This is a genomic window from Streptomyces sp. CBMA152 (assembly GCF_014596475.1).
Classification (GTDB): domain Bacteria; phylum Actinomycetota; class Actinomycetes; order Streptomycetales; family Streptomycetaceae; genus Streptomyces.
In genome coordinates this window covers 236482-257733 of sequence record NZ_MECJ01000006.1, presented here as the reverse complement: position 1 = coordinate 257733, position 21252 = coordinate 236482, and the positions used below count along the sequence as shown (strand labels likewise).

General features: G+C 70.8%; 23 protein-coding genes. 8 read left to right on the top strand and 15 right to left on the bottom strand.

What is annotated here, in order from left to right; all coding sequences use genetic code 11:
• The coding region (locus tag BG418_RS06860; RefSeq protein WP_188272795.1) for a hypothetical protein at positions 1-248 on the top strand (248 nt) is incomplete at its 5' end.
• On the opposite strand, the gene BG418_RS06855 is transcribed toward BG418_RS06860, so the two are convergent.
• Both BG418_RS06855 and BG418_RS06850 read right to left on the bottom strand, forming a co-directional pair.
• On the bottom strand, positions 245-745 hold the full coding sequence (locus BG418_RS06855; RefSeq protein ID WP_317453537.1) for a flavin reductase family protein: 501 nt from the start codon (positions 743-745) through the stop codon (positions 245-247). The genes BG418_RS06860 and BG418_RS06855 overlap by 4 nt on opposite strands.
• Positions 742-1749 (bottom strand): beta-ketoacyl-ACP synthase 3, encoded by a 1008-nt coding sequence (locus tag BG418_RS06850; RefSeq protein WP_188272794.1) that lies wholly within the window; start codon positions 1747-1749, stop codon positions 742-744. Before BG418_RS06850 ends, BG418_RS06855 begins: the two co-directional genes overlap by 4 nt.
• Positions 1750-1972: 223 nt before the next feature.
• On the opposite strand from BG418_RS06850, the gene BG418_RS06845 reads away from it, so the two are divergent.
• The 3 genes from BG418_RS06845 (at position 1973) to BG418_RS06835 (ending at position 4486) form a co-directional block, all read left to right on the top strand.
• Entirely contained in the window at positions 1973-2587 is a 615-nt protein-coding gene (locus BG418_RS06845) for a response regulator (protein WP_188272793.1), read from the top strand.
• Between the two features lie 166 nt (positions 2588-2753).
• The gene (locus BG418_RS06840) at positions 2754-3539 is read left to right on the top strand and encodes a BTAD domain-containing putative transcriptional regulator (RefSeq protein WP_188272792.1); all 786 of its coding nucleotides are present in this window, start codon (positions 2754-2756) and stop codon (positions 3537-3539) included.
• A complete protein-coding gene (locus tag BG418_RS06835; protein WP_188272791.1) occupies positions 3539-4486 on the top strand; it encodes a 3-hydroxyacyl-CoA dehydrogenase NAD-binding domain-containing protein in 948 nt (315 codons plus the stop codon). Before BG418_RS06840 ends, BG418_RS06835 begins: the two co-directional genes overlap by 1 nt.
• Positions 4487-4553: 67 nt before the next feature.
• On the opposite strand, the gene BG418_RS06830 is transcribed toward BG418_RS06835, so the two are convergent.
• From BG418_RS06830 to BG418_RS06820, 3 genes are all read right to left on the bottom strand, one after another.
• Positions 4554-5033 (bottom strand): nuclear transport factor 2 family protein, encoded by a 480-nt coding sequence (locus tag BG418_RS06830; protein WP_188272823.1) that lies wholly within the window; start codon positions 5031-5033, stop codon positions 4554-4556.
• Positions 5030-5917: an SDR family oxidoreductase gene (locus tag BG418_RS06825; protein ID WP_223184445.1), complete on the bottom strand. Its 888-nt coding sequence runs from the start codon at positions 5915-5917 to the stop codon at positions 5030-5032. Before BG418_RS06825 ends, BG418_RS06830 begins: the two co-directional genes overlap by 4 nt.
• Before the next feature lie 122 nt (positions 5918-6039).
• The gene (locus BG418_RS06820; protein ID WP_223184444.1) at positions 6040-6543 is read right to left on the bottom strand and encodes a MarR family winged helix-turn-helix transcriptional regulator; all 504 of its coding nucleotides are present in this window, start codon (positions 6541-6543) and stop codon (positions 6040-6042) included.
• Between the two features lie 104 nt (positions 6544-6647).
• Here BG418_RS06820 and BG418_RS06815 point away from each other — a divergent pair, with 104 nt between their 5' ends.
• Together BG418_RS06815 and BG418_RS06810 are read left to right on the top strand one after the other, a co-directional pair.
• Positions 6648-8162 (top strand): MFS transporter, encoded by a 1515-nt coding sequence (locus tag BG418_RS06815; RefSeq protein ID WP_188272790.1) that lies wholly within the window; start codon positions 6648-6650, stop codon positions 8160-8162.
• Positions 8163-8371: 209 nt separating this feature from the next.
• A complete protein-coding gene (locus BG418_RS06810) occupies positions 8372-9529 on the top strand; it encodes a hydrolase (RefSeq protein WP_223184443.1) in 1158 nt (385 codons plus the stop codon).
• 86 nt (positions 9530-9615) lie between these two features.
• On the opposite strand, the gene BG418_RS06805 is transcribed toward BG418_RS06810, so the two are convergent.
• The 3 genes from BG418_RS06805 to BG418_RS06795 are packed head-to-tail and all read right to left on the bottom strand — an operon-like array spanning position 9616 to position 12247.
• Complete coding sequence (locus tag BG418_RS06805; protein ID WP_188272789.1) at positions 9616-10614, bottom strand: DUF6081 family protein; 999 nt, start codon at positions 10612-10614, stop codon at positions 9616-9618.
• Positions 10615-10646: 32 nt separating this feature from the next.
• On the bottom strand, positions 10647-11330 hold the full coding sequence (locus tag BG418_RS06800; RefSeq protein WP_188272788.1) for an HAD family hydrolase: 684 nt from the start codon (positions 11328-11330) through the stop codon (positions 10647-10649).
• Entirely contained in the window at positions 11327-12247 is a 921-nt protein-coding gene (locus BG418_RS06795; protein WP_188272787.1) for a pseudouridine-5'-phosphate glycosidase, read from the bottom strand. The genes BG418_RS06800 and BG418_RS06795 overlap by 4 nt, the downstream gene beginning before the upstream one ends.
• Positions 12248-12520: 273 nt before the next feature.
• Between BG418_RS06795 and BG418_RS06790 the strand changes: the two genes are divergently transcribed.
• Positions 12521-13618, top strand: coding sequence for a DUF6081 family protein (locus BG418_RS06790; RefSeq protein ID WP_188272786.1), 1098 nt, complete (start codon positions 12521-12523; stop codon positions 13616-13618).
• A gap of 78 nt (positions 13619-13696) precedes the next feature.
• Here the strand turns inward: BG418_RS06790 and BG418_RS06785 are convergent, their stop codons facing one another.
• Genes BG418_RS06785 through BG418_RS06775 form a run of 3 tightly spaced genes read right to left on the bottom strand, consistent with a single transcriptional unit; the run spans position 13697 to position 16687 of the window.
• Positions 13697-14761, bottom strand: a complete 1065-nt coding sequence (locus BG418_RS06785; RefSeq protein ID WP_188272785.1) for an aldo/keto reductase — start codon at positions 14759-14761, stop codon at positions 13697-13699.
• A gap of 12 nt (positions 14762-14773) precedes the next feature.
• Complete coding sequence (locus BG418_RS06780; protein WP_223184442.1) at positions 14774-15679, bottom strand: nitroreductase/quinone reductase family protein; 906 nt, start codon at positions 15677-15679, stop codon at positions 14774-14776.
• Positions 15680-15730: 51 nt separating this feature from the next.
• Positions 15731-16687 (bottom strand): DUF6081 family protein, encoded by a 957-nt coding sequence (locus tag BG418_RS06775; protein ID WP_188272784.1) that lies wholly within the window; start codon positions 16685-16687, stop codon positions 15731-15733.
• A 167-nt stretch (positions 16688-16854) separates the two neighbouring features.
• Between BG418_RS06775 and BG418_RS06770 the strand changes: the two genes are divergently transcribed.
• Complete coding sequence (locus tag BG418_RS06770; RefSeq protein WP_317453536.1) at positions 16855-17832, top strand: acyltransferase domain-containing protein; 978 nt, start codon at positions 16855-16857, stop codon at positions 17830-17832.
• On the opposite strand, the gene BG418_RS06765 is transcribed toward BG418_RS06770, so the two are convergent.
• Genes BG418_RS06765 through BG418_RS06750 form a run of 4 tightly spaced genes read right to left on the bottom strand, consistent with a single transcriptional unit; the run spans position 17741 to position 21252 of the window.
• Positions 17741-18478, bottom strand: coding sequence for a 4'-phosphopantetheinyl transferase superfamily protein (locus BG418_RS06765; RefSeq protein WP_188272782.1), 738 nt, complete (start codon positions 18476-18478; stop codon positions 17741-17743). The genes BG418_RS06770 and BG418_RS06765 overlap by 92 nt on opposite strands.
• A complete protein-coding gene (locus tag BG418_RS06760; RefSeq protein WP_223184441.1) occupies positions 18475-19422 on the bottom strand; it encodes an MBL fold metallo-hydrolase in 948 nt (315 codons plus the stop codon). Before BG418_RS06760 ends, BG418_RS06765 begins: the two co-directional genes overlap by 4 nt.
• Positions 19419-20441 (bottom strand): aromatase/cyclase, encoded by a 1023-nt coding sequence (locus BG418_RS06755; protein ID WP_188272781.1) that lies wholly within the window; start codon positions 20439-20441, stop codon positions 19419-19421. The genes BG418_RS06760 and BG418_RS06755 overlap by 4 nt, the downstream gene beginning before the upstream one ends.
• Positions 20442-20460: 19 nt before the next feature.
• Positions 20461-21252, bottom strand: a complete 792-nt coding sequence (locus tag BG418_RS06750; RefSeq protein WP_188272780.1) for an SDR family NAD(P)-dependent oxidoreductase — start codon at positions 21250-21252, stop codon at positions 20461-20463.

The window sequence follows — 21252 nt, the reverse complement described above, 5'->3', positions numbered from 1 at the left end:
AGACCATCGTCCAGCTCATCCACGACGGCCAGGTCGACCTCATCGTCAACACCCCCTACGGCACCGGCGGCCGCCTCGACGGCTACGAAATCCGCACCGCAGCCGTCGCCCGCAGCGTCCCCTGCCTCACCACCGTCCAGGCACTCGCAGCAGCCGTCCAAGGCATCGACGCACTCCGGTGGTCGCTGGACGGAGCGCCCGTGCGTGCCCTCCAGGAGTGGCACACTCGGGCGCTCCACCGGCCCTAGGGGCGCAGCGTACGGAACGCGCGGTCGTGGTGGACCAGGGGTGCGCCGTTCCGTACGCGTACGTCCGTGACCCGGCCCACCAGGATCAGGTGGTCGCCCGCTTCGTACCGGGCGTGGACCCGGCAGTCCAGGGCGATCAGCGCGTCGGCAACTGCCGGTAGCAGGGCCCGAGTTGTCGTCGTCTCCTCGGGCAGGAACTTGTCGGCGCCGCTGCGGGCGAAGCGGGTGGCGATGTCCTGCTGGTCCTCGTTCAGGACGCTTACCGCGAACTCGCCGCACTCCGTGAACGCCCCGTAACCGCTGGCGCTGTGCGCCACGCACACCAGGATCAGCGGTGGTTCGAGGGAGACGGAGCAGAACGAGGTGGCGGTGAAGCCCCAGGGTCTGCCGGCCGCGTCCCGGGTGGTCGCCACCACCACACCGGCGGCGCAGCGCGCCATGGCGGAGCGGAAGCTGTCGGAGGCCGTCGGACGTACGGTCGCGTTCCGCTCGGTCACGGCAGAACCACCACCTGGGCCGCGTAGTTGAGCCCGGCGCCGAAGCCGACGAGGAGCGCGGTGTCGCCGCTGCCCGCCTGTCCTTCGGCGAGCAGGGTCTCCAGGGCGAGGGGGATGGAGGCGGCGGAGGTGTTGCCCATGCGGACGACGTCTTGGGCTACCGCCGTACGGGGGCCCAGGCCCAGGCGTTCCGCCATGAGGTCGATGATCCGCAGGTTCGCCTGGTGCGGAACGAAGGCGCCGAGATCGGCGGGTGACACATCCGCCGCCCGTAACGCCTCGGCCGCCGCCGGCGCCACTTCATCCATGGCCCAGCGGAAGATCCTGCGGCCGTCCATCCTCATCCACGGCCGTGCGCCTGCGCTGTCGCCCCAGGGGGCGGTCATCCGCAGGGCCTCGCTGTAGGCACCGTCCGCGCGCCGGACGACCGGGCCGATGCCGGGTGCGGCCGCGCTTCCGACGACCATGGCTCCGGCGCCGTCGGCGAAGAGGAAGGCGCTGCCCCGATCGGTCCGCTCCACGATGTCGGTCATCCGTTCGGCGCCGATGACGAGAACGTTGCGGGCGCTGCCCGCGCGTACCGCGTCGGAGGCGATGGCGATGGCGTGGCAGAAGCCGGCGCACGCGGCCGACAGGTCGATCGCCGCGGCCGCTCGGGCGCCGAGCGCCTGGGCGACCCGTACCGACAGCGGTGGCGTCTGGTCGAGTTGGGACATACTGGCGAGCACGACGAGGTCGATTTCCCTCGGGTCGACACCGGCCGCCGCGAGGGCTTTCCCGGCGGCCGCCAGGGCCATCGAGTGCAGCGTCTCGTCCGGCGCCGCGAAGCGGCGTTCGCGGATACCGGAGCGGGTCTCGATCCACTCGTCCGTGGAGTCGATCGCCGCGCACAGCTCGGTGTTGGCGACCACCCGCCAGGGGCGATATCCGCCGATTCCGAGAATTCTGCTGTGCCCCCCGGCGCCGCCGGTATCCGCATGACGGGCAGTCCTGACGGTTCGCATCAAACCCTCTCCACTTCAGCGTTCGGTATCCGTGGGAATGGGAAGCGGCCTCAGCGTCGGAGCGCCCGGTCGAGCAGCCCTTGAGCCGTACTCGGCGACGGCACCGGCCGGACTCCTACTTCACTGCATTGTTTTGGCCGATAGTCGACCGTGGTGATCCACTCGCTCGGAGTAGTGTGGGCTGGCGGTACGGGGGGCGGGCGCGGACAACGACACTGGGGGGATGGCACTCGTGATACGCCTGCTCGTGGCCGAAGACGTACACATGGTCCGGGGAGCGCTGGTCGCTCTGCTGGAGCTGGAAGCGGACTTCACGGTGGTCGCCGAGGTGGGCAGAGGCGATGAGATCGTGCCCGCCGCGCTGCGCAGCCGTCCGACCGTGGCCATTCTCGATGTCGATCTGCCAGGCACCGACGGTCTGACCGCCGCCGAGCAATTGCGCAGGACTCTTCCAGAATGCCGGATTCTCGTCCTCACCGGGATCGGCAGACCCGCGATGCTGCGCCGGGCCCTGGACGGACGGGTGGACGGGCTGCTCCTCAAGGACTCTCCCCCGGCCGAACTGGCCGACGCCGTACGTAAAATCGTGGCAGGTCAGCGTGTGTTCGACTCCGGGCTGGCGCTGAGCGCCCTGGACTCGGGGGCGCGACTTCTCACCCCGCGCGAGACCGAGGTGCTGCGGCTGACCGCCGACGGGCACGACGCGGGGCACATCGCCCGGCAGTTGCATCTGTCGGTGGGGACCGTGCGCAATTACCTCACCACGATCGTGAGCAAGCTCAACGCGCGCAATCGCATCGACGCCATCAGGACGGCCCAGGAGTTCGGGCTCCTGTGAATGGCCTTGACTCTCCCGATTCCCCAGGCCATTCGCCTGGTCGACCATTGGTTGAGCGTTCAAACCATGAATAACTCCTGTGAGTCCATGAACATCTCACTGGGATCTCCATGAACCCTCGTGCCACACTTGAGGGCGTCAGCAATTCCCATATGGAGGTCCTCGCGTGGAAATCGAAGTACTGGGTCCGCTGAAGGTCCAAATCGACGGTGTTTCGATCGTGCCGAGCGCGGGCAAACCCCGGCAGTTGCTCGCGCTTCTCGCGCTGCGCACCGGGCGGATCGTCCCGGTACCCACCTTGATGGAAGAGATATGGGGCGAGCATATTCCGCGCAGCGCCCAGACCACCTTGCAGACTTACGTGCTCCAGCTGCGCCGGCTGGTCACCAAAGCTATTTCCCACCGGACGGAACTGTCCGCGAAGGACGTGCTCGCCACCCGTTTCGGCAGCTATCAGCTCAACGGGCCGGTCGGGGACTTCGACTTCGGCACGTTCCAGGAACGGTCGGCGGCCGGAAACAGAGCACTCGCGGCCGGGGAGGACGCGAAGGCGTCCGCGCTCCTGGCCGAAGCGCTCGACCTGTGGCAGGGTCCGGCGCTCGCCGACGTCCCCGCGGGCAGCATCCTGGAGACCGAGATCATCGGGATGAACGAGGCCCGGACTCGCGCGCATGAACTGCGTATCGAAGCCGATCTGCGGCTCGGCCGACACGGCGAACTCCTCGGCGAACTCCTGATGTTGACCGCCCAGTATCCCCTCAACGAGATCATCTGCGGCCATCTGATCACCGCGCTGCACCGGTCGGGCCACACGTGGCGGGCCCTGGAGGCGTTCCAGCGGCTGCGCACCACGCTGGTCAGCGAGTTGGGCGTGGAGCCGTCACCGCGGGTGCAGCGGCTCCACCAGCAAGTACTCGGCTCGGGCCCGACGCCGCGACGGCAGGCCGCGTGATGAGCGCGCCCACGCCGCGTACGGTCGCGGTCCTCGGCACCGGCACCATAGCCCTCGGGTGGATCGCCCTGTTCGCCGCCAAAGGACTCAACGTACGTATCAGCAGCACCAGACCCGACGCGCGCGAGCATGTGACGGCCGCGCTCGACCTGTACGCGCGCTCCCTGCCCGACGGCGCGACGGACCCGGAACTCCTGGCGGCCAGGCTTACGTTCCACGCGGATGTGGCGGAGGCGGCGGCAGGCGCTCAGGTCGTGCAGGAGAACGTACTGGAGGATCTGGCGCTCAAGCAGGACATCTTCCGGCGAGCGGCCGAGGCGGCCCCCGACGCACTGCTGCTCTCCTCCACTTCGACCCTGCTGCCCGCCGATCTCGGCGCCGCGCTCGACCAGCCGGGGCGGGTGATCGTGGGACATCCGTTCAACCCTCCGCACATCGTGCCGCTGGTGGAGGTCGTCGCCGCCGAGGACGCCAAACCGGCGGACATCGAGGCGGCCGTGGACTTCTACCAGTTCCTGGGCAAGACACCGGTGGTGCTGCGCCGCGCAGTTCCCGGGTTCGTCGCCAACCGGCTGCAGTCGGCGCTGCTGCGCGAGAGCATCCACCTGGTGCGCGAAGGTGTGGTCACGGTGGGCGAGTTGGACGAGATCGTCACCGCGTCAATCGGCTCCCGCTGGGCGGTCGTGGGCCCGTTCCGCGCCTTCCACCTCGGCGGCGGCTCCGGCGGACTGCGTCATCTGATGGAGCATCTGGGTACGGGCCTGGAGCGCAGTTGGGCCGGTCTCGGCAATCCGCCGGTGGACGAGTACACCGTGGAGACAATGCTGACCCAGGCGGACGAGGCGTTCGGCTCGTATGCGTACGAGCCGCTGGCCGCCTGGCGGGACCGGGCGCAGAACGCGGTGATCGCGGCGGTCGAGGCGGCCGGTCCGCCGCAGAAAGGCTGACGTGGACGACTCGGGGGTGGCCGGGGGCGAGAAGCCCCCGGCCACCCCCATACGTATGTCGGTCGATCTAGTCGAAGAGTTCCTGATCCTGCGTCACCTTGCGACTGCGCGTACGGAGTTCACCGTCGTCGCTTCGAACCAGTACGTCCCGTACCACGCAGCTGGGTGAGATGACCGGCTGGGGCTGACCCGGGCGGGTGGTCGCGACGAGGGCGTAGAACTCGGTGTGCACGGTGCCGTCCGGCTGCTCGCGTACGTCGAGCATGTTGAACCAGTGGCGGCGCTGGACCGGGTCCGTCTTGAAGCGCCGCTCGTTGTACTCGCGCACCTCCTGCGCGATGCCCGCGTGCCCGCGCGCCGGAGGGATACCCGGGGAGTGCGCGAACACACCGTCCTGGGTGAAGGTCTGGGCGAACTGCTCCGCCCGGACGGCGTCGAGGAGGTGCGCCTGGCGGGCGTAGAACAGCTGGACCTCGGCGTAGAGCCCGGAGCGGGCCGGGTCGGCGGCCGGTGCCGCCGTGTCGGTGGTGCGTACTGCGGTGTTCACGATGCCTCCTCGAATGACTGCGCCCGGTCGGGGGCGCTGAATGCTGCGGCGTGGTCCTGGGCCCAGGTGCGGAAGGACCGGGGCGCCGATCCGGTGATCTCCCGCACGCTCGCCACGACGGGCAGTCGGCGCTCGATCAAGTAGCGTTCCACTTCGATGAGTTGACGGGCGTATGCCTCGGGCAGCCGTCCGGCGACCAGGCGCACCCACTGCTCCGGCGCGATCCGCGCCACCTTCAGTTCACGGCCCAGTACCTCGCCGAGGACGCGCACGCGCGCGTGGACGTCGAGCGCCTGCGGTCCGGACAGCGGCAGGATGCGTACGCCGGCCGGTTCGGGGCCGAGGAGCACGGCGGTCGCGACCTCGGCGATGTCACGCGGGTCGATCACCGGCACGGCGAGGTCGGGGTGGACGACGCCCACCAAGTCTCCGGCCGCGAGGGCGGGAGCCCACTGGAGGGCCAGCGAGGCGAAGGGCCCGGGTCGCAGCACGGTGAGCGGCAGGCCGGCGGCCCGCAGCCGCGCCTCTCCTTGTACGTGTTTGACGAAGAGGGGGTTGTCGAAGCCCGGGCCCCGCGGGGCGTCGGCGGAGACAACCACCAGCTGCCGCAGCCCTGTCGAGTGGTACGCGGCGTGCGCGAACGCCTCGCCCCCGTCCTCGGCGAGCAGGACGAAAGCCGCGTCCACTCCGTGCAGCGCGGACTCCAGCGAGGCGCTGTCGGTGAGGTCACCGCGTGCGATCTCCACACCCCGGGGCAGCAGCGCCGCCGCGTGTTCGGGGCTGCGGCACAGGGCGCGGACTCTGCTGCCGCGCGCGAGCAGCCGTCCGACGAGATGCCGGCCGACCGTCCCGGTGGCCCCGGTGACCATTACTCCGTGCCCCATACGCCCTCCCGGCGGTCCGGGGAGCGGGCGGGGTGCCCGTTCCCGCGCACAGCTCAGGGGCCGGGGCTCGAATCCCGATCCAGCACGGCTCGTTCATCGCCCCGGGCGCGCCGGAGGGTGGCTCAGTCGGTGGCTCCGGACGCCCCGCTCTCGTACGCCTCCATGGTGCGGACGAATATGGCCCGCTCCTGCGGGGTGAGCGGGTCGAGGGCCTTTTCCCAGGCGTCGGCGCCGCGCGCCAGCCAGCTGTTGATGGCCTCGCGGGTCTCCGGGTCCTCGGTGAGGGAGACGATCGTGCGCCGCCGGTCGGACGGGTCGGCCTTGCGCTCGACGACGCCCTGACGGCTGAGGTCGGCGACCATCAGGCTCACCGTGGTGGGGGCGACTTCAAGGCGGGCCGCGAGTTCGTTGACGAGGGCCGGGCCGTCGAAGACGAGGTGGGACAGCAGGGAGAGATGGCGCGGGGCGAGGTTCATCGAGCGGAGCTGCTCGGGCACGGTGGTGCGCTTCAGCCGCTGCGCGACACGCGGCATCAGCACGAGCATGGCCCGGATCGCGTCGTCCCTGCTCATCCCGGACTCCCGCGCGGCCTGCCGCTTCCGCTCCGCCTCGCGCTCCGTTGACATCCTGCCGACCCCCTTATAGCTTTGCTTTCAAAGCAAACTCTCTCTTTGCTCGTCCACCCTACCGGACACGTGCGCTCCGGGCCTGCTCAGGAAAGGGATGGCCCATGTCCTTAGCCTCATCACCTACCACCGCCACAGCCGAGTTCAACCCCCGGCGGTGGGCGGCGTTCGTCGTCACGCTGTCGGCGGTCTTCATGGATCTGGTGGACACCACCGTGATCAATGTCGCGCTGCCCTCGTTGAGGCGGGAACTGCACGCGTCGAGCACCCAGCTCGAATGGTCCATCGCCGGATACGTGCTCGCCTTCGCCTCCGGAATGATCACCGCGGCCCGTCTCGGCGACCGGTTCGGCCGACTGCGGATCTTCCAACTCGGCCTGGCCGCCTTCACCGTCACCTCCGCGCTCACCGGACTCGCGGTCAACCCCGAGATGCTGGTGGCCGCCCGGATCGCCCAGGGCGCCTCCGCCGCCCTGATGGTGCCGCAGGTGCTCGCCATGCTGCGCGTCGAGTTCCCGGCCGCCGAGCAGTCCAAGGCGGCGGCGATCTTCGGCCTCAACTTCTCCATCGGCGGCGTCGGCGGCCCGCTGATCGGCGGTCTGCTGCTCAACGCCAACCTCTTCGACCTCGGCTGGCGTCCGATCTTCTTCGTCAACATCCCCATCGGCATCGCCGCGTTGATCGCCACGCACTACCTGTGCCGCGACTCGCGGGCCGAGCACGCCGCCACCGTGGACATCCCCGGCCTGGCCATCGCCACCGCCGCCGTGGTCGCGCTGCTCTATCCGCTGGTCGAGGGGCGCACCCTGGGCTGGCCCTGGTGGAGCTTCGCCCTGATGGCGGCGTGCCCGGCGCTGCTGTGGGTGTTCGCGTGGTACGAGCGCGGTGTCACCCGGCGCGGTCAAGCGCCGCTGATCGATCCCCAACTCCTGCGTGAACGCGCCCCGTTGGGCGGACTGCTGGTGGCCGTGCTGTTCTTCGCCGGTACCGGCTACACCCTGGTGATCACGGTGCATCTGCAGACCGGCCTCGGCTTCTCGCCGCTGCACACCGCCCTGAGCATGGTGCCGTTCGCGGTCGGTGTGGGGCTGTTCACGCCCTTCGCACCGAAGATCCGCCAGTTCGGCAGGCCGGTCGCCGTCGTCGGCTCGCTGATCGCGGCGGGCGGCATGGGCCTGGTCCTCGCGGCGTTCAAACGGTACGAGATGGGGCTGCACTCCTGGCAGATCGTGCCCGGGCTGCTGATCGCGGGCCTCGGGGTGTCGATGACCTCGGGCGTGCTCATCACCACGGTCCTGGCCAAGACGCCGGGCCGGCACGCGGGAGCCGCCGCCGCTCTCGTGAACACCGCGATCCAGATCGGCGTCGCGACCGGTATCGCCATCGTCGGCACGGTGTTCTTCGGGCACCTCGACGACAAGGGCAACCCCGTGGACGCGGCGGTGGCCGGGCTGGTGACCGTGGTGATCCTGTGGGTCCTCGCCGCGCCCGCCGCGTTCATCCTGCCGCCCGGACGCCTGGTGTTCGGGCCTGCGTCCGCCCCCAAGCCCCCGCAGCAGGAAGAGTCGGCGCCCGCTGAGTCCGAGCCCGTGACCTCCTCGCGCCCCGCGTCGGACTGACGCACACCCCCAGACACGGCCCGCGGCATCCCCCGACGCGGTCCGTCCGGTCTCCCCGGTCGCCTCCGTCGACCGGGGAGACCTTTTTCGTACGCGGGTTGAATACGCCGCCTGTCGAGCGCCCGTCAAGGCACTTTCGACCCACCCGGCCGACGCTCGGGCCCTCATCCGTCGCAGGCCGTGCCGCGACACCCCCGAGGGGAGCCCCGTTGTCCGAAACGCTGTCCAACCCCATCGCAACACAGCCCAGTTCACTCCGGCCGCACGAGGTGGCGCCGCTGGCCGCCGAACACGCCCGCGAGGGCGAGCGGGACCGGCGTCTGCACCCCAAGGTGTACGAGGCGCTGCGCGGCGCGGGGTTCGCCCGCCACTTCGTGCCCGCCCGCTGGGGCGGCGACGAGGGCGGCTTCCTGCCCTGCTTCGAAGCCGTCGCACGGGTCGCCCAGGAGGATCCCTCGGCGGGCTGGTGCGCGGCCGTCACCGCGACGCTCTCGCGGATGGCGGGCTTCCTGCCCGAGGAGGGGCAGCGGACCGTCTGGGCGGACGGGCCCGATGCCATGGTCGTGGGAGCCCTCGTCCCCGGCGGCAACGCCCAGGCAACAGACGGCGGTTGGGTTCTGAGCGGCCGCTGGCCCTATGTCAGCGGGGTGCACGCCTCCGACTTCGCCCTGCTCGCCGTCCAGGTACCGGTGCCGGGTGGCGATCCGGAGGTGCGGTTCCTGCTGGTGCCCCGGTCCGCGTACGAGATCGAGCGGACCTGGGACACGGTCGGGATGCGCGGTACCGGCAGTGACACCGTCGTCCTCGACGAGGTGTTCGTCCCCCGGGCCCACTCGTTCCTGCGCGGCGAACTGGCGTCGGGGCGCACCCCGGGCACCGCACCGGACAGCCTGTGCGTCCCGCTCCAGAACGTCAGCGGTCTCACCTTCGCGGCACCCATTCTGGGCGCGGTGCGGGGTGCGGCCGAGGCGTGGTCGCAGGCGGTCGTCCGCAAGCGAGCCGCGCGCCCCGGGCCGCACCAGGGCAGCACGGTCGAGCTCGACCTCGCCCGCAGCGCGGCCCTCACCGACGCGGCCGAGCTGCTGCTCGCCCGTGCGGCGGCGGACGCCGACCGGGGTTTGCTCGCCGACGAATGGGCGGGCGCACGCGCCCAGCGCGACCACGTCGCCGCGGTGGACCTGCTGCTCGACGCCGTGAACCAGTTGCAGCGCACCGGCGGCACCGGGGCACAGTCCGTGCACGGGGAACTCCAGCGGTTCTGGCGCGACGCCAACGCCGGTGCCGGGCACGCGGTCCTCCAATGGGAGCCCGCCGCACGCCGGTTCGGCGCCGCCGGGCTCGCGCGGACGGCCGCCGTGGATTCGTGAGGGCGCACACGTGAGCGGGGCCGCCGGTGCGAAACCGGCGGCCCCGCTCTCGTACGCACGAGGAGACCGTACGCCCAAGGAAACCGCTACGACGTCGGAGCGCTGCTCACCGTGAAGCCGCTGATGGCGAGCTCGGCGCCCTGGCCGAAGAGCCTGGTGGCGTCCCGGCTGTCCTCGTCGACGAAGGACTGCTCGACGGGCGCACCCCGCTCGGGCCGGTAGTACGTGGTCGCGCGGGACAGCCGGACCAGGCCCTTGCCGGTGGGCCAGGAACCGTCGAGCAGGCTCAGCATCCCCATGCCGAAGCTGAGCTGGCGGGGCTCGACCAGGGTCGGCGTACCGCCCTCGTCGAGGGTGAGCGTGTCCCGGCCGAGAGGGTGTCCGATCCGGTCGACGGTCAGGACCACCTCGCCCTCCAGGAACCAGCGCACGGTTCCGGCGGCGCGGTCGTAGGAGATCTTGACCCGGTGCCGGTCGCCGGGTGAACGCCGGGCCAGGGGAACCGTGTTGGCGAACGAGCCATAGCCGCCGAGGTGGCGGCGGGCGAAGTTGGTGCGCCCGTAGAAGGCGTGCACCCCCTTGTTGGTCAGAATGAAGTCGAAGGCGACCGAGGTCTCCGGGTCGATGGTGTTGAGCATCGCGCCGGCGAGCCGCAGATCGTCGTCCGGGTCGCTGACGGCATCCCCGAACGGGTGGCTCGAGGTGCCATACGTACGTCCCGACACCGTGGCCTCGACGGAGAGGACGCGGCCGGGCTCGGCGTCGAAGCCCTGGAAGCCCGCGGAGGACTGGCGGTTGACGTAGGCGATCCACTTGGCGTGGTCGGCGAAGCCGGGGATCGAGCCGGGCTGGCCGTTCTCGCGCGGGACGGTCCGGGTGAAGGCGGGTTCGCCGGTACGGGCGTTGCGCCCAGGGGCCACCAGGTGCAGGCCGTCGCTGTCCGTGGTGATCACCGCGTCGTCGGCGACATGCTCGGCGCTGGCCTGCACGAACCGCCAGGGGGCGGCCGGGCCGGACGCCCGCAGGCCGTCCGCGAAGTCGTCGCGCCACAGGACGGTGGAGTCCGCCGTGGTGGGTTGGGTCATCTCAACTCCTCGTAAATATATGATGGTTGGGTTCAGGCCAGGTCGGTGACGAGCGCGGTGAGTTCACCGAAGGAGTCCACGACGCGCTCCGCGCCCGCCGCGATCAGCTCGGCCGCGTCGGCCACCCCGTACGACACACCCACCACCCGCATCCCGGCGGCGCGGCCCATGCCGGCGTCGGCGACGCCGTCGCCCACGACGACACACTGAGCCGGGGTGAGACCGAGGCCGTCGGCGACGAGCAAAGCCATCTCGGGGTCGGGCTTGCCGCGCTGTACGGAGTCGTGCCCGGCCACGACGTGGAACAGCTCGTACACGCCCATCAGGCGCAGCATCCGCTCGGCCGCGCCGCGCGGCTTGGAGGTGGCGAGGCCGAGCAACACGCCTCGGGTGCGCAGGTGTTGGAGGGCGTCCGGCACATCGGGATAGGCCAGTTCCTCGGGGGCGATCCCCTGGAGATGCGCGCGGAACTGGCTCTGGTACTCGGCGACGGCCGCCGCCACCTCCGCGTCCTCGGGCTCGCAACCGAGCAGCGTCGCGAAGTTCTGGTCCAGTGGTTTGCCGATCAGCGGGCGCACGACGCTCTCGTCCGCGTCGACGCCCAGGGCGGCCAGCACCTTCAGGGTGATCGTCGCGATCGCCTGCGGAGTGTCGGCCAGGGTGCCGTCGAGGTCGAGGACGAGGCCCCGTACACCCGGCATCGGCGCGCTCGTCACCGGCCCGCCTTCGCTGCCGCGTGCTCGGCGCTCAGCCCGACCGCGAACTCGCCCGCCACCCTGGCGGTCCCCAGCAGCACCGAACGGCCCGCCGCCGCTGTGCGGCCCCGGGTCGCCTTGGAGACCGCGCGCATCAGGAAGGGACTGACCCTGTTGCCGGTGACCCCGGTGCGGTCCGCCTCCTCCAGCGCCTGCGCGATCGCTTCCTCCACGAGTGCCCCGTCGACCGCGTCGGCCTCGTCGACCGGAACGGTCAGCAGCGCCGTGCCGCCGCCGTTGACCGCCCAGTGAGTGCGCACGGCGCGCGCGGCCAGGCGCAGATCGTCGACGCGCTGGACCGCGATGTCGCCGCCGCGCACATAGAAGAGCGGCAGCCGGTCCGTGCCGTAGCCGAACACCGGCACGCCCGCAGTCTCCAGGTACTCGGCGGTCAACCGCGCGTCCAGGATGCTCTTGGCGCCCGCCGAGACGACGGTCATCCGGGTACGGGTGAACTGGAGCAGGTCGGGCGAGATGTCGAAGGTCTGCTGCGCCCGGCGGTGGACACCGCCGATGCCCGCGGTCGCGAACACCTCGATGCCCACCCGCTCGGCGATCACGATGGTGCCCGCGACCGTGGTGGCGCCGAGGCCGCCGCCGGCGAGGGCGAGTCCGAGGTCGCGGGCGCTCACCTTCTGCACCCGCTCCGCGCTCCTGACCTGCTCGATCCGCGCCGCGTCCATGCCCACCAGGACGCGGCCGTCGGCGATGCCGATCGTCGCCGGTACGGCACCCGCGTCGCGCACCGACTTCTCGATGTCCAGGGCAAGTTCGAGCGTGGGGCTCGCGGTGATCAGGGAGGACTCCAGGGCGACCACGGGCCGCTTCTCCTGAAGCGCCGTGGCCACCTCGTCGGAGATCTCAAGGTATGGATCCATGCCGTCCATGCGTGTCCCGCCCTTTCCTTGGACGTCCGGGAGAACTGATCCGTACTCGCGGGATGCTTCGCAGCACACCTCGAAGAGCGCTGGATCCCCTGTCGACGCGCACCCTCATCGGTTCGAGCAGTAATCGAGGTCCCGCCGCGACGGTGACCCGGCGCGCAGCGATCCGGCCTGCGCCGCACTCGACAGGGACCGACGTACGGACTCGGGCGTACGCACCGACACGTACGCACTCGACGTATGGACTCGATGTATGGAGGAGATCTCATGCCCGTAGAGGCTGGAGCGGGCCGACGGCCCTTTGCGCGGTCGCGGCGGATCGCGGTCGCCGTGGTGGCGGCCGCCACCGCGTGCACGGCCCTCACGCTGACCGGTGGCGCTCAGGCCGCCACCCCCCGGTCCGAGAAGGTGCTGTTCCAGGACACCTTCGCGAGCGGTTTCGACGCCCAGCAGACGTGGCTGCTCGGCAAGGCCCACACCCCGGCCGGTGAACTCGCCCAGGGCGACGGCATCGTGACGTCCAACGCGAACGGGATCACCGTCGTGCCGACGGGTCGCAACGCCAAGACGGGCCGTCCCGCGTTCGCCGCGACGACCGGTCAGGACGCCACCGGCTTCGGCGGCGGCACCGGCGACCACCTCAAGTGGGTGGCGCAGCCGCGCGAGTCCGCGAAGAACGGCTTCGCGATCCCCGCGACCGGGTCCTGGAGCTGCACCACCGATCTCTCCGTGAAGACGGACGGCACCGAGAACCACCCCTTCGGCAAGGCGGTCACCGACCCGCAGTCCGACCCCCGCCTCGCCAGCGCCACCGTGATCACCGTGGACCACGCCTCGCACACCGTGGCCAACTTCTCGGTCACCAACACCGAGGTCCACGCGATCTACGAGCGGCTGCCCGTGGAGAACAGCACCTACGCCTCCTTCCACTACTCGGTGCCGGTCGCCAAGCGCGTCCCCGGTCAGCCGGTGCGCCTCCAGGTCCGCTACGACGAGGGCGGCAAGCGGGTGACCTGGCTGGTCAACGGGAAGAAGGTGCTGTCCACCGACCGCATCGGCACGCTGGCGTTCGACCGCAAGTACCTGCGGATCGACCACGGCGGCAAGCAGGAGCAGGTCACGATGTCGTCGGTGCAGTGCGCCCTGGGCACCGGCAACCTCCTCGACGGCGGTGGCGGCGCGAACGACCGCGACAAGGCCGGTCTGGTGCGTCTGGAGGACACCCCGGGCTTCTACTACGACCCGGCCAAGGGGGCGCCGTCCCCGCAGAAGTTCCACGACGACAAGAGCCTGGAGTCCAACCGCCTCTGGGGTCAGGGCGTCACTCTGAAGGTGCGCGACTTCAAGATCAGCACCACCGACTGAGCCGATCCCCCGGTCGAACCGTGCGGGCCCCGTCCGAGAAGGACGGGGCCCGCGCTGTCGTTCTCCTACGGGTCGATCTCAGCGGCGTACGGAGAACAGGTCGTCCGCGACCGCGCGGCCGGTGGTGGTGCGCCGGTCGTCGACGCGCTGCCAGTGCTCGCCGTAGACCATCCGCGTCATGGCCGGGAACTGGAGCATGGTCGTCGGATACCCGGCCGGCACCGCGCTCACCTTGTCCAGCGCGGCCAACTGCGCCTGATCCAGGGTGACTTCGACGCTTTCGAGGTTCTGGCGCATCTGGTGCTCGGAGGTGGCGCCGACCACGGGAATCACCGTGCCGGGGCGCGAGCGGAGCCAGGCGAGGGCGATCTGGGCGGGGGTGCGCCCGGCCTCCTCGGCGATCCTGACGACCTCGCGCACCACGTCGTCGCCCTCACCGCGCGGCTTGCCCCACGGCACCTTGTCGAGGCGACCGCCCTCGCCCTTGAGGTATTTCCCGGTGAGCCGCCCGTCCGCGAGGGGACCCCAGGCGAGGGCGGGCAGGTCGAAGGCGTGCGCCATTGGCAGGAACTCCCGCTCGACGGTGCGGTCCAGGAGGTTGTAGTGGACCTGCATCGCGGCGAACGGGGTCCAACCCCGCAGTTCCGCCAGGGTGTTGGCCTGGGCGATCTCCCACGCGGGCCAGTTGGACACCCCTACGTAGAGGACCTTCCCGGCGCGCACCTGGTCGTCCAGGGCCCGCATCACCTCCGGCACCGGGGTGAGGGTGTCGCGGGCGTGTACCCACAGGATGTCGAGGTGGTCGGTGCCGAGGCGGCGCAGGCTGTCCTCAAGGGAGACGACCAGGTTCTTGCGGTGGTTGCCGGCCGCGTTCACATCGCCGGGGCGGATCTGGAGCGTGTACTTCGTGGTGAGCAGGAAGGAGTCCCGGCGCCCGCGCAGCAGCTCGCCGAGTACGGACTCCGCCGAGCCGTGCCCGTACTCGTTGGACGTGTCGATGACATTGCCACCCGCTTCGGCGAACTGCTCCAGGAGTCTGCCGGGCAGCTCCTTCGGTAAGTCCCAGTCGTCGCCGAACGTCATTGTGCCCAGGGCGAGTTCCGACACGCGGACGCCCGTCTTGCCAAGGACTCTGTAGCGCATGTCCGGCACGGGTCAGCCCTCCAGGGCGGGCAGCAGGGTCTCTTCCTCGTACGCGAAGTGGGCCTCCAGACCCGCCACCACACGGTCGAGTTCGCCGCGCAGCCGCTCCAAATCGCCGCCGTCGCCGGACAGACCCTCGTCCAGCACCTCCTCGAACTCGGCCAGCGCCGTCTCGACCACGTGGTGCTGCTCGCGGAGTTTGGTGATGGCGGGGACGAGATGGGGGTACCTGACCTCGAAGGCGGAGAACGAGCCGTCCTCGCGGATGTGGTGCATCTGCAAGCCGTAGCAGTACGTCAGGCAGCGGGCGCGCAGTTGCTCGGTGAGCTCGACGGCAGGACGGGCGTCCGTGTTGTCACCTCCGAGCGCCTGCTCTATCGCGGTGCGCAGACGCGCCAGTTCGCCGCGCAGATCGCTGTGGTGCTTGATGAGCTGCTGGCCGATCATGCGGCTGCGCTCGTTGTCCCCGCCGAGATCCAGCGGCTGGAGGGCCACCACGGGGATCTTCCGGTCGGTCTTCGACTCGTAGTCGCGAAAGCCCGGGTCGAGGGTGCACTGGAGCTCCCAGTACCGGTCGCGCTCCTCACCCTTGAGCTCCTCGGCGCGGGTGGCGAAGGGCTTGGCGGCGCCCTCCTCGGTGCCGATCTCCAGTGTGACCTGAGGGCTTTCCAGGAGGTTGTGATACCAGTCCGGATTCTTGTCCCGGCCCGCGTTGGAGGCGAAGACCAGGTAGCGGTCGCCGTCCTTGTAGTAGATGGCCGGATTGGTGTGGGGTTTGCCGGTCTTCCTGCCCATGGTCGTCAGCAGCACCATCGGCGCGCCCTCGAACATGCCGCCCACCCGGCCGTTGTTCGCCCGGAATTCCTTGATGACCCGCTCGTTCCAGCTCAGGCCGCTGTCCGCTTGCTGTTCACTCATGGGGGGCCTCCGCCACCAGTCTATTTGCTTTGAAAGCAAAGTCACTTAAATCTATGCAGCCCCGACCGCGCTGTCAACCGCCGTCCGGACCGCCACCTCACGCACCTTGAGCACCGCGCCCGCACCCCACGACCTGCTCTGCGGCAGGCTCTGGCCGTCCACGAACTCCTGGGCGTGCGGGGCGCCTTGACGCGGCGAGAAGTAGTGGTCGGGCGCCGGGTTCAATCGCACCAGACCCCGGCCGTCCGGGCCCGCGCCATCCAGCATCGTGAGCATCGCGATCCCGCAGACGAGCCGGCCCAGACGCACCGGCTCGCCCTCCTCGCCGCCGTGGTCGAGCAGCATGTGCCGCCGGTCGGGCAGCCGGTGCCCGAGCCGCCCGACCCGCAGCACCTCGCCACCGTCCACCCGCCACACCACCCGCCTCCCGCCGTCCTCGACCCTGATGGTCAGGCCGTGCCACTGCTCGGGGGTACGGGCGGCGACCGGTACGGCGTACGAGAACGCCGCGTATGACGAACCCGGCGACGGGACCCGCTCGTACAGCGCGTAGATACGGGTGTTGGTGAGCACGAAGTCGCAGACGATGTGGCTCACCGGGTCCATGGTGATCATGACGGCGGTGGCGAGCCGCACATCGCTGTCGGGGTCTGGAACGGCGTCCCCGAAGGGATGCCGTTCGCCTCCCAGACTGACCGCCGACATGCTCATCGAGCAGTCGAGCCGACCGGTGGCGGGCACCTCGAACGCCTTGCGCTCCGACCCCGAACCACCCACGAGGGCAACCCACTTGATGTGGTCGCCGATCCCGGACGCGACTCCGTCCTGGTCGGCGGAGTGCGTGAACACCGGTCGGCCGGTGACGTGATCGACACCCGCGGGCGTCACGGTCAGGCCGTCGTGCGAGCAGGTCACCGCCGCCTTCTCCAGCGGTGGCACCTGCCAGCGGGCTGCCGTGTCGAACCCCTGCCGGAAGTCGTCCTCGAAGAGAGTCCTGTCACGCGCCATCCGGTCCTCCTGAATCGTCGTGGGTGCTCATGGGTGCGCCGACCGTCGGGCGGGGGCAACGAGTTCCGCTTGAGCATCGGTCCACCTCGTATCGAGGCCGCGCCGACACCGTCTGCGCCACGAGACCAGCGGGCGGGGCGTTTGCGGCCCGGCCGGGAGGAGGCGCTGTGGAGAGCCGAAGGATCGTGCTGCTGTTGCCGGGCCAAGGGGCCCAGCGGGAGCGTATGGCTGCTGGGTTGTACGGGGCTCAGCCCGAATTCACCGCGCGCATGGACGAGTTCTTCGCCGCGTCGGGGAGTGCCGGGACCCGCCTCGCCGAGCAGTGGCTGCGCCCTGCGCCCAACCCGGACATGGACACGGCCGAGGTCGCCCAGCCGCTGCTGCTCGCCGTGGGGCACGCGCTCGGCCGTGCGGTGGGCGCGGCGGTGCGGCCCCCGCATATCCTCCTCGGCCACAGCGTCGGGGAGCTCGCGGCGGCGTGCCTCGCCGGGGTCTACCGGGCCGCGGATCTGGGTGCGTTGACCGCGGCACGCTCCCGGGCGCTTCACGGCAGCTGCCGCGGCGGGATGCTGGCGGTCGCCGCAGCGCCGCACGAACTCCCCCACGACCTGGGGCCCGTGAGCGTCGCCGCCCTCAACGGCCCGCGCCAGACGGTCCTCTCCGGTCCGCTCGAACCGCTGGAAGCGGCGCACAAACGGCTGCACGCGATGGGCCGTACGGTACGGGCGCTGCGCTCCGGGCACGCGTTCCACAGCCCGTCGATGGCGGAGGCGGCCGCGCGGTTCGGCCGGGAGCTCGCCCGGCTGCGCCCGGGCGTACCGCACACCACGGTGATCTCGTCCCGTACGGCGACGCCCGTCACTCCGTCGCAGGCCCGCGACGCGTTCTTCTGGGCCGACCAACTGGCTCTGCCTGTACGGTACTGGCCCGCTCTCAAGGCGATCCTGGACACCGAGGGAACCGAGCCCGGGCTGCTGCTCCTGGATGCCGGCACCGACCGCAGCCTGAGCGCCCCCGCACGCCACCACCCCGCCGTACGCAAAGGCGCGAGCCTCATCGTGCCGCTGCTCGCTCCGGTACGGGAGACCGGTGGGCCTGCGGATCTGACGGCATTCGAGGAGGCGCTGACCGTACTGGACGGGTGAGCCCCCGGTGTACGACCGTCACCAACAGCCCGTCGTCGAAGCGATAGCCACCACTCAGCTCCGGAAGTGCGAGGCGGGTCGGGCGGACGGCGAGCACACCGCCTCCCTCGTCGACGGGCTGGATCCGCACCTCGGCGTCCCGGAAGGACAAGGGGCGCCGGGCGTGGGGGTGCCAGGCCTTGTAGACGGCCTCCTTGGCGCTGAACAACAGCGTCGACCAGGGAGGCCCCAACTCCCCTTGCAGCGCGAGTAGTTGATGGGCTTCCCACTCCGTTGTGATGGCGTTGGTCGCCCGTTTCGAGAGCGGCCAGGCCCGCCGTTCCGCGTCGATGCCGAGTGCCAACGCCTCCCCCGCGCGCGCCGCCACGGCCGCGCGGTACCCGGTGCAGTGCGTGATGCTGCCGAGTGTGCCGTCCGGCCACACGGGTGCGCCCCGCGCGTCGCGGGGCAGCGGGCCGTGTGCGGGGGCGCCGAGTGCGGCCAGGGCGCGGCGGGCGCAGGCGCGCCCGGTGGCGAACTCCCGGCGTCGCCGCTCCACCGCGCCGGGCGGCAGAAACCGCAGCTCGGCCGGGTGGGGCGCGGTGCCGGGCGGGTCCGAGAACACCTCGGCCGCCCGCGCCCACCCGGGCACCAGCTCCTCGATCACGCGTAACAGGCGGGCAGCCGACCGCCGTTGAACTCCACCATTTCGCCGAAGATCCCGACCGCGTCGAGGGTTTCACCCTCGGCCCCGCCGCGCAGCTCCACATACGCCCGGTGCAGATTCCCCACCAGGCGCTCGGGGTCCTGCCACTCCACGTACGGATGGGATCCGAGTCCGAGTGCCGCTTCGATCGGGTCGAGTCCGGCGGCGAGGGTTTCCTCGGCGGTCCGGCGCAGCCAGCGCAGATACCCGGCCGTCTCGTCGAGGATCTCCGGACCACAGACCGGCCCATGGCCACCGACGATGACCCGGGGCCCGAGGGCGCGCAGCCGCTCGATGGTCCGTAAATACCCGTGCAGCGATCCCATGAGCAGGAACGGTGTGCAGCCCGGCATCAGCACATCGCCCGCGAACAGCACCCGTTCCTCGGGCAGCCACACCACGGTGTCGTTGGTGGTGTGCGCGGGCCCCACATACAGCAGCTCGACCGTGCGGGTCCCGAGGTGGAGGACCATCCGGCCACCGTCGTACGTCTGGTCCGGCAGCCGCAGTTCGATACCGCCCCACTCGACGTCCGGCCACAGCCCCATGAGCCCGAGCCCGGCACCGGCCATTTCGACGCGGGCCAGTTCGTGCGCGAGGATCGTCGTCTCCGGGCCGGCGACCAGCGCGTTGCCGAAGCAGTGGTCACCGTGGAAGTGGGTGTTGACCAGCAGCCGGGGCGGCCGTGCGGTGAGTTTCCCGATCTCCGCACGCAGGGCGAGCGCGCGGGCCTCGGTCGCCGCCGTGTCGACGACCACCGGTCCTCGGTTCCCGTCGAGCAGCACCCCCGCGTTGTTCAGGCACCAGCCGCCCGGCTCCTGGATATACGCGTGGACACCGTCCGCGACCTCCAGCATCCGGGCGGGCCCCGGCAGCGTGCTCTGCGGCAGCACGGCCTGCGTCATCGCGCCCCGCCTCCCGCCACGGCCGACCCGCTCTCGGTATGACGGCGGCAGCTTTCGAGCGTACGCATACTGTTGCCGCTCAGGAGCGCCCCGGCCCGCCGCCGTGCCTCGGCCAACGAGGTGCCGGGCCCGAACGCCTCCTCCACCGCCGCCGGGTCGAGCGCCACCTGGTGGCGGGCGGTGACCCGGGTGCCGTCCGCCACCGGGGTGATCACCCACTCCCCACTGTGCCCGCGCAGTCCGCGCGGCACGGTCGTCTGCTTGTACGCGATGCGCTCGTCGGGGAAGCAGAGCCGAACCGACTGGGTGGCGTGCACCGAACCGTCGTCGGTCCTGGTCTTCATGTCGAGGGTCTGCACAAGCGCCCCGTCGGCATCCGCGTCTGCGGTCTCCTCCAGATCGAGCCCCGCGACATGCGCCACCCGCTCGGGCCACAGGTCGGCCCGGTACAGGAAGTCGTACACCTCGTGCGGCGAGCTGTTGATCACTGTCTCGTCGCTGACGGAGAACACCAACTCATCCGTGCTGTAAGGGAGTTCGGCCCATTGGGCAACGGCCGCGATCTCCGACCGACTGTTGCGGTCCAGGGCCTCGGCGATACGCCGTTCCTCCCCCGGGTCCCCCGACACCGACCACTCGTGGCCCAGCACCAGGCGTGACCGGTACGCGGCCGTCTCCTCGAAGTGCCAGTGGCCGCTCATCCAGTCGACGGGCGGGCTCGGCGTCTCCTGGCGGAAGTCGACGCGCAGCCGCTCCTCGTCGAGGAGGCGCAGTGACGTCCAACTGCGCACGTCCGTACCGACGATGGCCCACAGCCGGATGCGTTCGGAGTCCCGGTCGCATTCCAGGACGCGGGCCGCGAGGCAGGGCGGGAACAGCACCGGCCAGCGGGTGACGTCGGCGACCAGTTGGAAAGCGCGGCGCGCGGGTGCGGCGAGCTCCGCGCGGTGCTCGGCACTGCGCAGGGGTTTGGCCGTGCGGCGCAGCCCGGCGGGCTCGACGGCTGACTCGATCGACATGCTCGACTCCTCCTGAGCCTCAGTAGTTGCCAAGGCCGCCACAGACGTTGAGGGCCTGTGCGGTGATCGCGGCCGCCTGTTCGCTGACCAGGAATCCGACGAAGGCGGCCACCTCGTCGGGCTCGGTGTAGCGGCCGAGCGGGATCTTGGCCTCGAAGCGCGCGAGTACGTCGTCCTCGGTGACGTTCCACAGGTCGGCGTAGTGGCGGCGCACATCGCCCGCCATCTCGGTCTCCACGTATCCGGGGCACACCGCGTTGACGGTGACGCCGGTCCTGGCGAGTTCGAGGCCGAGTGCCTTGGTGAATCCGACGACGCCGTGCTTCGAGGCGGAGTAGGGGGCGCCGAGCACGACGCCCTGTTTGCCGCCGGTGGAGGCGATGTTGATGACCCGCCCGCCCGCTCGGCCGCTCAGTCCTCCGGTCGTCAGGACCTCGCGGGTCACCAGGAAGACGCTGTTCAGGTTGGTGTTGATCACGTCGTGCCACAGTTCGTCGGAGAGCTCGGCGGTGGTGCCCCCGCCGCTGCGGCCCGCGTTGTTCACGAGCACCTGGACGGGGCCGAACCGTTCGACGGCCCGCTTCACCCAGGCCCGTACCTGCTCGGGCGAGGTCACGTCGCAGGCCGCGCCCGCCGCCGTGAATCCGCGCTCGGTGAGGTGGTCGACCTCGGCGGCGACGGCCGCCTCGTCGCGGGCGCAGAGGAAGACGGGGTGGCCGCGTTCCGCGAGGGTACGGGTCACGGAGCGGCCGATCCCGCGCGTCGCTCCGGTGACAAGTGCCGGTCCGTACAAGGGAGTTACGGTGGTCAT